At 65.9% G+C, this 15,356-nt stretch carries 12 protein-coding genes; 8 read left to right on the top strand and 4 right to left on the bottom strand.

The genetic code is table 11. The annotated features are described in order from the left end of the window. Positions 1-21: 21 nt before the first annotated feature. Positions 22-1,227 carry an SH3 domain-containing protein gene (locus AAGT95_RS17995; RefSeq protein WP_342594689.1) on the bottom strand — a complete coding sequence of 402 codons (1,206 nt, stop codon included), beginning with the start codon at positions 1,225-1,227 and terminating at the stop codon, positions 22-24. A 68-nt stretch (positions 1,228-1,295) separates the two neighbouring features. Continuing rightward, a complete protein-coding gene (ggt, locus tag AAGT95_RS17990; RefSeq protein ID WP_342594688.1) occupies positions 1,296-3,044 on the bottom strand; it encodes a gamma-glutamyltransferase in 1,749 nt (582 codons plus the stop codon). Positions 3,045-3,348: 304 nt separating this feature from the next. Between ggt and AAGT95_RS17985 the strand changes: the two genes are divergently transcribed. The 8 genes from AAGT95_RS17985 (at position 3,349) to AAGT95_RS17950 (ending at position 13,265) form a co-directional block, all read left to right on the top strand. Next, positions 3,349-4,059, top strand: a complete 711-nt coding sequence (locus AAGT95_RS17985; protein WP_342594687.1) for a gluconate 2-dehydrogenase subunit 3 family protein — start codon at positions 3,349-3,351, stop codon at positions 4,057-4,059. A gap of 3 nt (positions 4,060-4,062) precedes the next feature. Beyond that, on the top strand, positions 4,063-5,835 hold the full coding sequence (locus tag AAGT95_RS17980; protein WP_110708694.1) for a GMC family oxidoreductase: 1,773 nt from the start codon (positions 4,063-4,065) through the stop codon (positions 5,833-5,835). A gap of 11 nt (positions 5,836-5,846) precedes the next feature. Next, on the top strand, positions 5,847-7,172 hold the full coding sequence (locus AAGT95_RS17975) for a cytochrome c (RefSeq protein WP_342594686.1): 1,326 nt from the start codon (positions 5,847-5,849) through the stop codon (positions 7,170-7,172). 135 nt (positions 7,173-7,307) lie between these two features. Then, positions 7,308-7,994 carry a ribulose-phosphate 3-epimerase gene (gene rpe / locus AAGT95_RS17970; protein WP_110599152.1) on the top strand — a complete coding sequence of 229 codons (687 nt, stop codon included), beginning with the start codon at positions 7,308-7,310 and terminating at the stop codon, positions 7,992-7,994. 12 nt (positions 7,995-8,006) lie between these two features. Continuing rightward, positions 8,007-8,339, top strand: a complete 333-nt coding sequence (locus tag AAGT95_RS17965) for a GIY-YIG nuclease family protein (protein ID WP_342594685.1) — start codon at positions 8,007-8,009, stop codon at positions 8,337-8,339. A gap of 42 nt (positions 8,340-8,381) precedes the next feature. Continuing rightward, complete coding sequence (locus tag AAGT95_RS17960) at positions 8,382-9,128, top strand: ParA family protein (protein WP_110599157.1); 747 nt, start codon at positions 8,382-8,384, stop codon at positions 9,126-9,128. 76 nt (positions 9,129-9,204) lie between these two features. Next, positions 9,205-10,950 carry a VRR-NUC domain-containing protein gene (locus tag AAGT95_RS17955; protein ID WP_342594684.1) on the top strand — a complete coding sequence of 582 codons (1,746 nt, stop codon included), beginning with the start codon at positions 9,205-9,207 and terminating at the stop codon, positions 10,948-10,950. Beyond that, complete coding sequence (locus tag AAGT95_RS17950) at positions 10,947-13,265, top strand: ATP-dependent DNA helicase (protein WP_342594683.1); 2,319 nt, start codon at positions 10,947-10,949, stop codon at positions 13,263-13,265. Before AAGT95_RS17955 ends, AAGT95_RS17950 begins: the two co-directional genes overlap by 4 nt. Here the strand turns inward: AAGT95_RS17950 and AAGT95_RS17945 are convergent. Next, a complete protein-coding gene (locus AAGT95_RS17945) occupies positions 13,262-13,696 on the bottom strand; it encodes a RidA family protein (protein ID WP_342594682.1) in 435 nt (144 codons plus the stop codon). The genes AAGT95_RS17950 and AAGT95_RS17945 overlap by 4 nt on opposite strands. Next, complete coding sequence (locus tag AAGT95_RS17940) at positions 13,680-15,338, bottom strand: dihydroxyacetone kinase subunit DhaK (protein ID WP_342594681.1); 1,659 nt, start codon at positions 15,336-15,338, stop codon at positions 13,680-13,682. The genes AAGT95_RS17945 and AAGT95_RS17940 overlap by 17 nt, the downstream gene beginning before the upstream one ends. Positions 15,339-15,356: the final 18 nt, after the last annotated feature.

The raw sequence follows: 15,356 nt of genomic DNA, 5'->3' as shown, positions 1-15,356 counted from the left end.
CGGGAACGCCTGTCGTAGCGGCTAGTCGCTGCCTTGAGGGTCATTGGCGGCACGGTCATCTCCGGCACTGTCATCAACCGCATCGTCACCGTCATCAGCCGTCTCCCCGTCAACCCCGTCGTCATCGGCTTTGGCCTTCTGGCCGTAGACGACGGCCCCGGGAATCACGAATTGGCGCATGCCGGTATCGATCTGGTAGTGATCGCCGATCTTTCTGGCGATGTAATCCGCGCCGGCATTACTGCCATTACCGCTGTCACCGCCATGATTGATTGCAGTCACCATGCCGGTCTCGAACAGGATATGCAGCGAGCCTTTCGAGTCCTGGCCTGGAGGCATGGCGATCCAGATGCCCGCATTGCCGGGCCCGTCGCGAATCACGCCGAAAGGGCAGCGCTGGGCGGGTTGGCCCGGTTCCAGCACGCAGTCGACCGTACCCGTGGCGTCGAAGTCGTGGTCGCTGCTGTTCAGACCTTCAAGTTCGGTGTCGCCTCTCGAGGAGCTCGACGCCGATGGCTGGCTTCCTTCGACCAGAAATCGCCCGGCGGCCCAGCCGCGGAGCCCCGAACCCGCGGCGCGAACGTGGCACCAGCGATCGGCGCCGCTCAGACGGCAGCCAAGATTCTCTAGGGTTTCGCCATTGGCCAACTGGCCGGCAATGGCGTACTGCCGGCCAGGACCCGACCGGACGTTGAGCCGGGTCGTCGCGTCTTCCAGCTCCACCTGCCAGTATTTCGGCCCGTCCATTGCCTCGGGTCGGTGGGTTCCTGCGGGCTCGGCGCTGTCCCTGTTCGCCTCGGCCGTCGGGGCCTCGCCCGGTTCGCCGACACCGATGGTCAGCGTGTAGCTCGCCTGTTCGTCACGCCGTGCGGCCGCGCGGACCAGGAACACCTGAACGAGATAGTCGCCGGTTTCCGGCAGGGCGACATCCGCGACGTTGCCCGCCATCATCCCCGCGAACAGGAACTCGCCGCCGTCGTTCGACTTGATATTGAAGTAGACGCTGTCGCGGGAGGCATCCAGGTCCACGGACAGGATCTGGCCTTGCTTTGCGGCGACGCGATACTCGGCGGTCTGGTCGCCGCTTAGCCGAGCCTCGATCACGCGTTCGGGTTCGCTGGCGGCGAGCGTGATGCGTTCGCCGCTCGTCGATTGGGCGGCGGCGCCGAGTGGCATGACGACGAGCGCCAACAGACCGAGGATGTGCCGAGCGGGCGCGGTCAGCATGACCACCGCCCGGCATCATCCGCTCGGTGCTGTACGGAGCCGATCCGGGACTTGGTATCTCTCATGACTCAAATGCCCATCGCCGACGAGGTCGAGCGTCGCGGGTCGGCTCCGCCGGTGAAGGTGCCGTCGTCCTCGATCAGGATCGACTGTGCCGCGCCCATCGCCTCCTGCTGGCTGACCTTGTGGCCCATGGCCTCGAGCAGGGCGATGGTATCCGGGCTGATGCCGTCCTCGATGCGGATCTCGTCCGGCAACCACTGGTCGTGGATCCGAGGCGCACTGACTGCGCTCTGAATGTTCATGCCATGGTCGATCACGTTCATCACCACCTGCAGCGTGGTGGTGATGATGCGCGAGCCCCCCGGGCTGCCGGTCACCAGGAAGTTCTTGCCGTCCTTCTTGACGATGGTCGGCGTCATCGAGGAGAGCATTCGCTTTTCCGGTTCGATCTTGTTGGCTTCCCCGCCGATCAGGCCGTAGGCATTGGGGGTGCCGGGCTTGGCGGAGAAGTCGTCCATCTCGTTGTTGAGCAGGAAGCCGGCGCCGTCGACGACGATGCCCGCGCCGTAGCTGAAGTTGATGGTATAGGTGTTGGAGACGGCGAGGCCGCTGTCGTCGGCGATCGAGAAGTGGGTGGTCTCGTTGGACTCGTACGGCAGCGGATCTCCCGCGGCGATCTCGCTGCTGGGCGTGGCCCGGTCGAGGTCGATCTGGTTGTGCAGTTCCTCGGCGTAGGACTTGGACGTGATGCCTTCGAGCGGGACATCGACGAAATCGGTGTCGCCCAGGTATTCGGCGCGGTCGGCGTAGGCGCGCTTCATCGCCTCGCTCATGACGTGGATCGTGCGCGCCGAGTTGAAGCCCATGGCGTGAATGTCGTAGCCCTCGAGGATATTGAGCATCTGCACGATATGCGCGCCGCCGGAGGAGGGAGGGCTCATCGCATAGACGTCGTAGCCGCGGTAGTTGCCGTGGACGGGTTCGCGAATCGTCGGCTGGTAGTCGGCGAGATCCTGTGCCGTCATCAGGCCGCCGTGATTCTGCATCTCGGCGGTGATCAGGCGTGCCGTCTCGCCCTCGTAGAACTCCCGCGGACCGTTCTCGGCGATACGCTTGAGCGTCGCGGCAAGATCGGGCTGGCGAAACCGCTCACCGGGACGATAGAGCGAGCCGTCCGGCTTGTAGAACACCTTGCGCGTCGACTCCCACTGTTTTAGCCGATCCTGGGACTGCTCGAGCCCCTCGGCGAAACGTGGCGGGATGATGAACCCTTCCTCCGCCAGCTGGATCGCGGGCGCCAGCGCCTCGGCAAGCGTCATCGTACCGTACTGGTCCAGCGCCATCGCCAGGCCGGCCACGGTGCCGGGCACGCCGGAGGCGTTGTGGGTATAGCGCGAGAGTTCGGAGACGGCCTCGCCCTGTTCGTTCTGGAACATGGTCTCGTAGGCCGCGGCGGGCGCCTTCTCGCGGTAGTCGATGGCGATGACCTTGTCGCTCTTTTCGTCGGAGATCAGCATGAATCCGCCGCCGCCGATATTGCCCGATCGGGGCTGGGTCACTGCCAGCGCGAAACCGGCGGTGACGGCCGCATCGACCGCGTTGCCGCCATCCTCGAGAACCTCGTGAGCGATCTGTGAGGCGAGGTAGTGACTGGTGGCGACCATCCCGTGCTCGCCGACCTGGGGATGGAAACGCTCGCCCTCGAGAATGGCGGCCTGACCCAGCGAGGCCACCGAATAGGCGAAGGTCAGGCAGAAGACGCAGAGTCCGGCGACCCGGCGAGGATAGTTCTTGGCGGGGGTGAGTCTCGGCATGCGGTTACCCTCGAAATGCGATTGTTGTCATGGCTGAGCTGAATCGTGAAACCTGTTGAGCGCTCGATTAACGCCTTGGGCAGTATAGAAATTTTTCGTCATGAATGTCGTTTTCGGGTATTTGATTCCCGTGCTAAGCAGTTTTAGGTGTGATAATTTGTCGCATGTCATTCAGAGGAATTAACAAATAACTGGCAGTTATGAACTGCCCGAACAGCGGCGCCTGACCGCCGTTGGTCGATAACAAGGCTCGGAGCCAACGAGCCGAACGCTGTGCTTCACCCGGACTGTGAAGGAGATAACCATGAGCTCAGAGCTCAAGAACGCGTCGCGTCGGGGATTCATCAAGGGATCGCTGATGATGATTCCAGCGGTGACCGTCGGCAGTGGCGTATCGCTGACCGCCGCGGCCGCGGAGCCCCCCGCCAATCTCGACGCCTATCAGCCGACGTTTTTCGATGCCGACGAGTGGCGATTCATTCTGGCCGCCTGCGATCGCCTGATCCCCAGCGATGGCGAAGGTCCGGGGGCGCTCGAGACCAATGTGCCGATCTTCATCGACCAGCAGATGGAGGGCAAATTCGGCCATGCGACGGACTGGTACATGAAAGGGCCGTTTCACCCGGACGTTTCGCCGCTGTTCGGCTATCAGTCGCCACTGGCGCCGCGGGAGGTCTATCGCAAGGGGATCGCGGCAACGGGGCGCCATTGCCAGGACAATCACGGCAAGGGGTTCGCAGCGCTCGACGCCGACACCCAGACCCAGATACTGACGCAGTTGGAGAAAGGGGAGATCGAGTTCGACGATGTCTCTTCCGGGCAGTTCTTCGCGTTTCTGCTGCAGAACACCAAGGAAGGCTATTTCGCCGACCCGATCCATGGGGGCAACAAGCACATGGCGTCGTGGAAGTTCATCGGCTTCCCTGGCGCGCGTGCCTCATACCTGGAGTGGGTCGAACAACACAACAAGGCTTATCCGCTCGGTCCGGTCAGCCTTACCGGAGAGAGGGGATAGATCGTGGCCAAGACCAACCCGCATGTGGATGTCGTACTGATCGGCCTCGGCTGGACCAATTCGATCATGGGCATGGAGATGACCGATGAAGGTCTCAGCGTTCTCGCGCTGGAGCGCGGCCCGGATCAGGATACCGTGCCCGATTTCGCCTATCCCAAGATGGCCGATGAGCTGACCTACGGCGTTCGCTATCAACTGATGCAGCGCCCGGCCAAGAGCACGCTCACCGTCCGCCATGGGGTCCGGGATCTGGCGGTGCCGTATCGTAGCCTGGGATCGTTTCTGCCGGGCAACGGCGTCGGCGGTGCCGGGACGCACTGGAACGGGCATACCTGGCGTCCGCAGCCGCAGGAGCTGCGGTTGAAGAGCTACGTCGAGGAGACGTTCGGCGCGGATACCATTCCCGAAGAGATGGCCATCCAGGACTTCGGGGTCAGTTACGACGAGCTCGAGCCGCATTTCGACTTCTTCGAGAAAGTCGCCGGCATCGCCGGCAAGGCCGGCAACCTCAACGGCGAGATCCAGGAGGGTGGCAACCCCTTCGAAGGCTGGCGCTCCGACGAGTATCCCATGCCGCCGATGAAGCGGACCCTCAACGACACCCTGTTCCGCGACATGGCTGCCGAGCAGGGGCTGCACCCGTTCCCGATGCCCGCGGCCAACGCCTCCGAGGCGTACACCAACCCCTACGGCATGCAGCTGGCACCGTGCAACTACTGCGGGTTCTGCGAGCGCTACGGCTGCCTCAACTACTCCAAGTCGTCGCCGCAGACCTGCGTGCTGGGTGCGCTCAAGCAGCGCAAGAACTTCGCCTATCGCGCCAACTGCGAGGTGATGAAGGTCAATCTCGCCAGTGACGGCAAGACCGCCACCGGTGTCACCTACATCGACGAGAACGGCGACGAGGTGATCCAGCCGGCCGATCTGGTGATCATGGGCGCCTATTCGCTGCACAACGTGCATCTGCTGCTGCTCTCCGGCATCGGCAAGCCCTACGACCCCATCAGCGGCGAAGGGGTGGTCGGCAAGAACTACGCCTATCAGATGAACGGCGGCGCCACGCTCTACTTCAAGGACAAGGAGTTCAACCCGTTCATCGGCGCGGGGGCCAACGCCGAGGTGCTCAACGACTTCGGCGTCGAGCAGATCGATTTCGGCCAGGCGGGGTTCATCGGCGGATCCTACTTCAGCGCGGCCATGACCAACGGCCAGCCGATTCGCAACATGCCGTTGCCCAAGGGCGCTCCCAGCTGGGGCGCGCAATGGAAGCAGGCGGTCCAGGAGACCTACGGTCATACCATGACCATCGGCTCCCACGGCAGCAACATGTCCTATCGCGACTGCTACCTGGATCTCGATCCGACCTACACCGACGATCACGGTCGCCCGCTGATGCGCATGACCTTCAACTGGAAGGACAATGACGTGCGCATGACCCAGTTCATGAAGCAGAAGATCGATATCCTCTCCAAGGCCCTGAAGCCGGACGACTACAAGCTGTCGTTCAAGGATTTCGACTCCCAGTACGACGTCCGGCCTTACCAGACCACCCACAACGTGGGCGGCGCGATCATGGGGACCGACCCGACATCCAGCGTGCTCAACCGCTATCTGCAGACCTGGGACGTTCACAACGTCTTCGTGATGGGTGCCAGTGCCTTCCCGCAGAACATCCAGTACAACCCGACCGGGCTGGTCGGCGGGCTGACGTACTGGGCGGCCAAGGCGATCCGCGAGCAGTACCTGCCCAATCCCGGACCACTGGTTCAAGCCTAAGGAGTGCGATCATGATTCATCGATACTGGATGCCCGCACTCATCGGGTGCGGTGTGCTGGGAACGGCGACGATCGCCATGGCGGCGCAGCAGAGCGAGGTCGAGCGTGGGGCGTATCTCGCGCGAGCGGGTGACTGCGTGGCCTGCCACACGGCGCCGGAAGGCAAGCCCTTCGCCGGCGGGCTGAAGATCGAAAGCCCGTTCGGCACGATCGTCTCGACCAATATCACCCCCGACCCGGAAGCGGGCATCGGCAACTATTCGCGGGACGAGTTTGCCGCCGCGCTGCGCGAGGGCAAGCGCGCCGATGGCGCCAACCTGTATCCGGCGATGCCGTATCCCTCCTACGCCAAGTTGACCGACGACGATATCGACGCCCTCTATGCCTACTTCATGCAGGGGGTCGAACCTGTCGCCGAGAAGGCGCCGGAGAGCGATGTCAGCTTCCCGTTCAACCAGCGCTGGGGCATCAGTCTGTGGAACTGGATGTTCGCCGACGCCGACACCTTCGAGCCCAAATCAGGTCAGAGTGAGCAGCTCGCGCGCGGCGCCTATCTGGTCCAGGGGCTGGGTCACTGCGGCAGTTGCCACACGCCTCGCGGCCTGCTGTTCCAGGAGAAGGCGCTGGATGACAGCGACGATGCCTATCTGACCGGCGAGACGCTGGAGGGGTGGTGGGCGCCCAACCTGCGTGGCGGTGGCGGTGACGACGATGGCGGACGAGGGCTGCAGAACTGGAGCGCCGACGACATCGTCGCCTACCTCGCCACCGGGCGTAACGATCACAGCGCGGTGACCGGCGAGATGACCTCGGTCGTCGCCAACAGCACGTCGCATCTGAGCGACGAGGATCTGCATGCGATGGCGGCCTATCTCAAGTCTCTGCCGCGTGCCGCCGACGGTGAGAAGTCGACCCGCAGCGAGACGACGCCGGAACAGACCGAGAAGATGCTCACCGCCGCCGATGTCGAGGGCAAGCCGGGCGCGCGGCTCTATCTGGATAACTGCAACGCCTGTCACTTCGCCAACGGTCAGGGCGCGCCACAGGTCTTCCCCTCGCTGGTGGACAACGAACTGGTCAACGCCGACGATCCCACCGGGCTCGTTCACGTCATTCTGGCCGGGGCGCGGCTGCCATCGACGCCCGACAAACCGGAAGCGCTGGCGATGCCGGACTTCGGCTGGCGGCTCTCCGACGAGGAGACCGCGCAGCTGGCGACCTTCGTTCGTGGCGCCTGGGGCAACCACGGCGGTGAGGTGACCGCCGATCAGGTCGCGGAGGTCCGCAAGTCGCTGCCGGAGGATCGCCAGAGCAGCAAGCCCGACTTCGTGGATTGAATCCTCGCCGACAGCTCGATCGAACCGCCTCGCTGGTGTCGCCAGCGAGGCGGTTTTGCGTCCCGCCCGCCAAACGTCGAGATACGTGCGCTAGAATGGGCGGCAGAAGCCAGCCAGCACAAGGATTCCCCGCTCATGCGCGATTTCAAGATTGCCCCCTCGATTCTCTCCGCCAACTTCGCCTGCCTGGGGCAGGAGGTCGATGACGTGCTGGCGTCGGGGGCCGACATCATTCATTTCGATGTGATGGATAACCACTACGTGCCCAACCTGACGATGGGGCCGATGGTGTGCGAGGCGTTGCGCAAGCACGGCATCACCGCGCCAATCGACTGCCATCTGATGGTCAAGCCGGTGGACCGGCTGATCGGCGACTTCATCGATGCCGGTGCCAGCTACGTGACCTTCCACCCCGAGGCTTCCGAGCACATCGACCGCTCGCTGCAGCTCATCCGCAGCCACGGCTGCAAGGCGGGGCTGGTGTTCAATCCGGCCACGCCGCTCTCCTACCTGGACTACGTGATGGACAAGGTCGACATGATCCTGATCATGAGCGTCAACCCCGGCTTCGGCGGCCAGTCCTTCATCCCCGCCGCGCTGGACAAGCTCAGGGAGGCGCGCCGGCGTATCGACGCCAGCGGATTGCCGATTCGGCTGGAGGTCGATGGTGGCGTGGGGCCGGACAACATTGCCGAGATCGCCGGGGCGGGGGCCGACACCTTCGTTTCCGGCTCGGCGATCTTCAAGGCCCGCAGCCTCGATGATGCCCATCGCTACGACGGCGTGATCGGCAGGATGCGCTCGGCGCTGGCCGGGCACTGAGCACCAGTGTCGATGTCAGCCGACCCGGCAACGGACGCGCCGTCACGACAGTGGTATCTCTATCTCGTCGAGATGGCCAACGGCTCGCTCTATACCGGCATCACCACCGATATCGAGCGGCGTTTCGCTCAGCACGTCAACGGCAAGGGCGCGCGTGCGCTGCGTGGCAAGGGGCCGCTGACCCTGCGCCACGCCCAGGCGGTCGGCAGTCACGGTGATGCGCTCAGGCTCGAGGCGGCGATCAAGCGACTCAGCGCCGCCGGCAAACGGCGTTGGCTCGAGCGTCAGGCGTTGTCATCATCTTGTCATCGAAACGTCATCTCCGTGGATCCGCCCACCCCGTAGAATCCGAGACACTATCCGGCGACTCAGGGAAATGTCTCGATCATGAAAGTGGTGGCCCTGCATAATTTCAAAGGCGGCGTCGGCAAGAGCTCGGCCGCCGTCAATCTGGCCCGGGAAGCCAACCGCGACGGTCTGCCGGTTCTGTTGTGGGACCTCGATGCGCAGGGTGCCGCCACCTGGATACTCGGCGGGGAAAACGGCATGAGCCGCAAGGTCGGCAAGCTGCTGGCGGGGAAATCCCCGCTGGGCGAGCAGGTCCAGCACACGCCGTGGGAGCGGTTCGATCTGTTGCCGGCGGATATTCGGTTGCGTGATCTCGATCGCCTGCTCGATGACAACGCCGATGGCGGCAAGCACCTCAAGCGGCTGATCGCGCCGTTCAGCGAGGAGTATGCGCTGATGGTGCTGGACTGCCCGCCCGGGCTTTCCACGCTGGCTGAACAACTCATCCGTGCCGCCGATCGCATCCTGGTGCCGACCATTCCCAGCCCGCTGTCGGTCCAGGCCTTCTCGCGCATGGTCGATCATCTCGACCTCAAGAAACGCCAGCGCCAGCGGCTCACGCCGTTCTTCAACCTGGTCGACCGACGTCGGACGCTGCACCGCGAGTGGCTCGAGGCACCGCCGGCCGCCATCGGGGCGCCGATGCAAACCTGGATTCCCTACGCCAGCGACGTCGAACGCATGAGCCTGGAGTGCAGTCCGCTGGCCGACCTGGCGCCACGCAGTCGCGCCACCCACGCCTACCGTCGTCTCTGGCAGGAGCTCAAGGCGGGGCTGGGAGAGTAATAGGCTGCAAGACTTCGAACGGCAGTGACAGGTCTGTATACTTAGCCAGTGTTTTGAGTCCGACACTGGGGACGCCATGGCGCTGCCGACGCTCGAAGACCCGCTCTACTATCTCGCCAATTTCCGCCGCGTGCTCGACTGGCTGACGTCGCGTTACGCCGACGTGCTGAGTGTCGACGAAGCCGCTTTCATCGATGATTTCGAACGCCTGCCCCAGCCTTCCCAGGCGCTGCTGGTCAGGATGATCATGCGTCGGGGCGTCGATTTTCGCGCCAGCCGCCTCGACTATGCCGAGATCGGCGATACGCCGGCGGCGGCCGGGCCGCTGATCGCGGCCGGCTGGATCGAGGAGGGCGCGCCGCTGTCGCCGGAGGTGCTGTTCGCGCTGACGACCCGGCCGGAGATCGCTGCGCACCTGGGCGGCTGGCTAGCGAGCCTCGGTGTCTCCCGGAGCGCCGCCAAGGGGGCATGGCTGACGGCGCTGCAGGCGGCGTCTCCCGAGCCTCGCCCCCTGGCCGAGTGGGCCCCCGAGCTCGAGGACCGTCACTACCGGCTGGGCGTCGATGCGATGTGCGAGCGTTTCCGGCTGATGTTCTTCGGCAATCTGCGCCAGCAGTGGTCGGAGTTCGTGCTGGCGGAGCTCGGCGTCTACCGTTTCGAGACCGTCGAGCTGGAGGCAACCTCGCGGGCGTTTTCCCGACGCCAGGAACTGGAGGCCTATCATCACCTGCACCGCTGCCGGGAGCGCTTCGAGGCCGATGAGGCGATGGCGTCGCTGCTGGCCGATATTCCACGCGAGCCGTTTGTCAATGAGTGGCTGGAGCGGCGCCGGGGGCGGTTGATCTACAAGTTGGCCTACCGCCTCGAGCGCCAGGGTGAGCTCGACCAGGCGCTGAGTCTCTACCGGGAAAGTTCGGCACCGGAGGCGCGGCTTCGCCAGGTTCGGGTGCTGGAGGCGCAGCAGGCGACGGCAGCGGCGCTGGCGCTGGCGGAACGGGCGGCAGCCGACCCCGTCAGCGCGGCGGAGCATCAGGCGCTGGAACGGGTGCTGCCCCGGCTTCGTCGCAAGCTCGGTCAGGCGCCGGGGCGCCGGCCGGAAGCGGCAGAGCCGCCACGTCTGGACCTGGTGCTACCTCGCGCCGCCAGCGTCGAGCGGGCGGTGGCCCGGCATCTCTGCCGTGACGAGGCGCCGGTCTGCTACGTCGAGAACGCGCTCGTCAATGGCCTGTTCGGGCTGCTCTGCTGGGATGCGATCTTCGCGCCACTGCCCGGCGCGTTCTTCCATCCGTTTCACTCGGGGCCGGTGGATCTGTTCGAGGCGGACTTCCAGGCGCGCCGGCGCGACCGGTTCGACGACTGCCTGGCAGCGCTCGAGACGGGCGACCACGCCGCGATCATCCGTCGACGCTACCGCGAGAAGTGGGGGACCCAGTCACCCTTCGTGTTCTGGGAGGCGCTCGACGATCACCTGCTGGAGCTGGCCCTCCAGTGCATCCCGGCGCGCCACCTGCGGCTCTGGTTCGAGCGGCTGCTCGGCGACGTCCGTGCCAACCGCGCCGGGATGCCGGACCTGATCCAGTTCTGGCCGCAGGGCGGGGATCCCTCCCAGGCGACGCAGGACGCCACTGCGCCGGCTTATCGCATGATCGAAGTGAAGGGGCCCGGCGATCGCCTGCAGGACAACCAGAAGCGCTGGCTGGAGTTCTGCGCCCGACACGACATGCCGGTCAGTGTCTGCTACGTCAGTTGGGACCCCGAGGGCGATATCGAGGCGCCAGGCCTGTCCGGTTCCGATACGGCCGTCGCCGGGGGCGACTCTTGAGCTATCGGATCGCCGTTCGGGCGCTGTGCGAGTTCGCGGCCAAGCGAGGCGACCTCGATCTTCGCTTCACGCCGTCGCCCTCGGCACAGGAGGGGATCGCCGGCCATCAACTCGTCGCGGAGCGCCGCGGGGAGCGTTACGAGCGCGAGATTGCCTTGAGCGGCAGCTATCATCACCTGGAGGTACGCGGGCGTGCCGATGGCTACGATCCCGACGCCAATCGGCTGGAGGAGATCAAGACCCATCGCGGCGACCTTTCCCGTCAGCCGGCCAATCAGCGCGCGCTGCACTGGGCCCAGGCCAAGACCTATGGACACCTGCTGTGTGCCGAGCGCGGGCTGGATCAACTCACGGTGACGCTGGTCTACTTCGACATCGTCAGCCAGCGCGAGACGGCCCTGAGCGAACCATGCTCCGCCGGGGTCCTGCGGGCCGAGTTCGAGACCCACTGCCAGGCTTTCCTGGCCTGGGCGCAGCAGGAGCTGGCGCACCGCCGCCGCCGGGACGACGCCCTGAGGTCGCTCCGCTTTCCTCATGCCGGTTTCCGCCAGGGCCAGCGGCCGTTGGCCGAATCCGTCTACAAGGCCATTCATACCGGCCGCTGGCTGATGCTGCAGGCGCCCACCGGCATCGGCAAGACCCTGGGGACACTGTTCCCGCTGCTCAAGGCGATGCCCGGCGAGCCGTTGGACAAGGTCTTCTTCCTGACGGCGCGCAATACCGGGCAGCGACTCGCCCTCGAGGCATTGCAAACGCTGGGCGCGGACCACCGTCGCCACGGCGCAGCCGGGCCGAGTGTCGCCGCGGCCGCCGAGAGCGGGGCGCTGCCCCTGCGGGTGCTGACGCTGACGTCTCGTGACAAGAGTTGTGAGCATCCCGACAAGGCCTGTCACGGCGACGCCTGCCCGCTGGCCGCCGGTTTCTACGATCGCCTGCCCGCGGCCCGCGCAGCGGCGGTCGAGCGCGGCTGGCTCGATCGTGCCGGGCTGCGGGATACCGCGCTCGCCCACGCCATCTGCCCCTATTACCTCGGTCAGGAGATGGCGCGCTGGGCCGATGTCGTGGTCGGCGACGTCAACTACTGGTTCGATTTCCACGCCATGCTCTATGCCCTGAGCCAGCAGCAGCAGTGGCGGGTGGGCGTGCTCGTCGACGAGGCCCACAATCTGGTCGCGCGCGGGCGCGGCATGTACAGCGCGACGCTGGATCACGGCGCTTTCAGGCGCCTGAAGCCGACGTTGCCGGCGCCTCTAAAGCGGCCGTTCTCGCGGGTGGCCGCCATCTGGCAGGCGCTGGCGGACGAGAGTGACGCCGACTACCGGGTGATCGAGACGCTGCCCGGCAAGCTGATCGGGGCGCTGCAGCAAGCGGTGTCGCAGGTCGTCGAGTATCAGAGCGAGCAGCCGATCGCGCTCGACAGCGAGCTGCAGCGATTCGCCTTCGATGCCCAGCATTTCTGCCGGGTCGCCGATGTCTTTGGCGCGCATTCGATCTGCGACGTGACCCGTCAGGCGCCCCGCGGGCGCCAGCGACGCGCAGGGGCGGAGGTGACGTTACGCAATGTGGTGCCGGCACCGTTTTTGGCGCCGCGATTCGCCGCGGCCCATGGCGGTACCCTGTTCTCCGCCACGCTGGCGCCGGAAGCCTATTATCGCGATCTGCTCGGCGTGGCACCGGATGCGCCGTGGCTATCGCTGGGTTCGCCGTTTCACGACTCCCAGCTCGAGGTGCAGATCGCCGCCCGCCTATCGACCCGTTACGCTGACCGTGAGTCATCCCTGACCCCGCTGGCGGACCGTATCGCCGCCCAGTTCCGTCGACGACGCGGCAACTACCTGGCATTCTTCTCGAGCTTCGCCTATCTCGAGCGGGTCGCCGATCGCGTGGCCGAGCGCCATCCCGACTTGCCGCTGTGGCGGCAGGCCGCGCGGATGAATGATGCCGATCGCGAGGCGTTTCTGGCACGTTTCGAGAGCGGCGGAGTGGGGGTGGGGTTCGCGGTGCTCGGCGGGATCTTCGGCGAGGGCATCGATCTACCCGGCGATCGCCTAATCGGCGCCTTCGTCGCGACCCTGGGACTGCCCCAGGTCAACCCGGTCAACGAGCAGATGAGAGCGCGCCTGCAGGCACTCTACGGTCGTGGCTACGACTACGCCTACTTCTTCCCCGGCATGCAGAAGGTGGTGCAGGCCGCCGGACGCGTGATTCGCTCGCCCCAGGACGAGGGCGTGATCCACCTGCTGGACGACCGCTTCGCCCGGCGCGAGGCCCAGGCCCTGCTGCCGGACTGGTGGCCGCCGGCCAGCCTCGGCTAGTCGCCGAGTCGGGCCGGCTGCACGGCGGTACACTTGATTTCGACCAGTAGCCCGGGATGAGCGAGATCGGCGACCCCGATGACCGTCCAGGCGCAGGTGCCCCGGGGGAATGCCGCGTCTTTCACTTTTCGGAACACTTCCATGTGGCGATGCAGGTCCACGTGGTAGGTCGTCATGTCGACGATGTCGTCGAACGTACAGCCGCCGGCGGCGAGAACACTGCGCAGATTCTCCCAGCACGCCTGGAACTGGGCTTCAGGGTCCGAGATAACCTCCAGCGCCGGCGTTCGTCCGACTTGGCCGGCGCAGTAGAGGGTGCGACCGACGCGTATGGCCGGCGCGTAGCCTGCTCGCTCTGCCAATCGCTCCATGCCCGGCGGGATGATGATCTCCCGGTCGGCGGTCGATTCGACTTCAGGCATCTCGGTCATGGGTCAACGCCTCGAACACCCTTGCCACGGCTTCGGCGCCGGGGTCGACGATGCCCCTGAGCGCGCTTTCCGGCACATAGGCGGAGCGACCGGCGTTGGCGCGAACGAGCTGGGCGGTAGCCTGGGCGCCATCGCGAGCGGCCTGCGCTGCCTGGGACAGCGTCTCCCCCCGCTGCAGCGATTCGATGGCGGGCACCAGGGCGTCGAGCATGGTGCGATCGCCGGGCCTGGCGCCGCCGTAGGCCTGCATCTTCTCGACACCGGCGGCCAGTGCCTCCTGCAGATCGCCGCGCTGGTCCAGCGAAGCCGCCGCTGCAGTGAACAGGATCGACAGCAGGACGCCGCTGGAACCACCCATGTCGCGGGAAAGGAGCTGGCCGATGCCGGCGAACATCAATGGCAGGGCTTCGGTGTTGAGCCGCCGGGCCGATAACGCCTTGGCGATCGACTCGGCGCCGCTCTCCATGCTGGCGCCGGCGTCGCCGTCGCCGCTCTTGGCATCCAGCGCATCGAGTTCCGCGCGTGATTGGCGCAGGGTCGCGATGACTCGCTCCAGAAGGGCGGAAGTGGCGGGATCCTGCGGGGCATCGTCGGCCAACGCCTCATGTTCCTGTCGGGTATCCGGCGAAAAGCGGGCGGGAAGCCGGGCGGCGTGCAGCCCTGGCCAGGCCGGCGCCGTCGTCGGAGCCGTCAGTGCCTCCACCACCTCGTCGTCGGCCGGCAGCAGCGTGAGCGAGAAGCCGTGCATGTCCAGCGAGGTCATCAGCGGTGCCGGGCCGATCAGATGGGCTATCTGATCGACGCCCAGTTGGTTGAACAGGCTGGCAGCGAGCACCCCCATCTCCTGGGTGGAGCAGCTCCCCAGGTCGTTGAGCATCGCGATCCAGGGGCCGGACAACTGGCGCTCGGACAGTGCGTCGCGCAGCGGCTCGAGTACCAGTTGCATCGCCTCGTCGGCGCTGTGCGGGTCGACCTCCCGCGTGCCGGTCTCGTTGTGAATGCCCAGGCCCAGCTCCGGCGAGCGTTCGGCCGCCGCCTGGCCCGGCTGGGCCGCGGCGCTGAGTGCCATGCCCAGCGACCCCATGCGCTGGCACAGCGCTTCGGCCCGTTCGCGGATCACGTCCAGCGGCAGTTCCCGGCTCGCCAGATGACCGCTCAGCTTGTGCACCAGCACGGTACCGGCGATGCCTCGAGGCTGGGGGGCGTCCTCGATGGCGACATCGTCGGCGACGATGACCATGGCGACGTCCAGCCCCTCGCCCCGGGCCCGCTCGGCGGCGAGACCGAAGTTGAGGCGGTCGCCGGTGTAGTTCTTGACCACCAGCAGGCAGCCGGCCGCGCCGCAAACTTCGCGAATGGCCGCGAGTACCGCTTCGACGCTGGGCGAGGCGAACAGGCTGCCGGAGATCGCGCCGGTCAACATACCTTCGCCGATATAACCGGCGTGTGCCGGCTCGTGACCGGCACCACCGCCGGACAGTATCGCCACCTGGCGTCGGCCCTGATCCGCCTTGTCCCAATCGTGCCGAATCAGGATCCGCAGGCCGCTTTCCGGCTCGGCGACCCGCACTGGGGCGGTCGCCGCCACCGCCCTTAGAATCTCGTCGACGACGTCGCCCGGGGCGTTATAGAAACGATCCATGATCTCTCTCCGCTGACG

The sequence above is a fragment of the Salinicola lusitanus genome (assembly GCF_038648475.1).
GTDB classification, from domain to species: domain Bacteria; phylum Pseudomonadota; class Gammaproteobacteria; order Pseudomonadales; family Halomonadaceae; genus Salinicola; species Salinicola lusitanus.
This window is presented reverse-complemented; position numbering and strand designations above follow the sequence as displayed.

Coding starts and splice junctions, on each gene's coding strand:
- AAGT95_RS17955 (WP_342594684.1), top strand. CDS start 9,205: ATGGCGCTGCCGACGCTCGAAGACCCGCTCTACTATCTCGCCAATTTC.
- AAGT95_RS17945 (WP_342594682.1), bottom strand. CDS start 13,696: ATGACCGAGATGCCTGAAGTCGAATCGACCGCCGACCGGGAGATCATC.
- AAGT95_RS17940 (WP_342594681.1), bottom strand. CDS start 15,338: ATGGATCGTTTCTATAACGCCCCGGGCGACGTCGTCGACGAGATTCTA.
- AAGT95_RS17975 (WP_342594686.1), top strand. CDS start 5,847: ATGATTCATCGATACTGGATGCCCGCACTCATCGGGTGCGGTGTGCTG.
- AAGT95_RS17985 (WP_342594687.1), top strand. CDS start 3,349: ATGAGCTCAGAGCTCAAGAACGCGTCGCGTCGGGGATTCATCAAGGGA.
- ggt (WP_342594688.1), bottom strand. CDS start 3,044: ATGCCGAGACTCACCCCCGCCAAGAACTATCCTCGCCGGGTCGCCGGA.
- AAGT95_RS17960 (WP_110599157.1), top strand. CDS start 8,382: ATGAAAGTGGTGGCCCTGCATAATTTCAAAGGCGGCGTCGGCAAGAGC.
- AAGT95_RS17965 (WP_342594685.1), top strand. CDS start 8,007: ATGTCAGCCGACCCGGCAACGGACGCGCCGTCACGACAGTGGTATCTC.
- rpe (WP_110599152.1), top strand. CDS start 7,308: ATGCGCGATTTCAAGATTGCCCCCTCGATTCTCTCCGCCAACTTCGCC.
- AAGT95_RS17995 (WP_342594689.1), bottom strand. CDS start 1,227: ATGCTGACCGCGCCCGCTCGGCACATCCTCGGTCTGTTGGCGCTCGTC.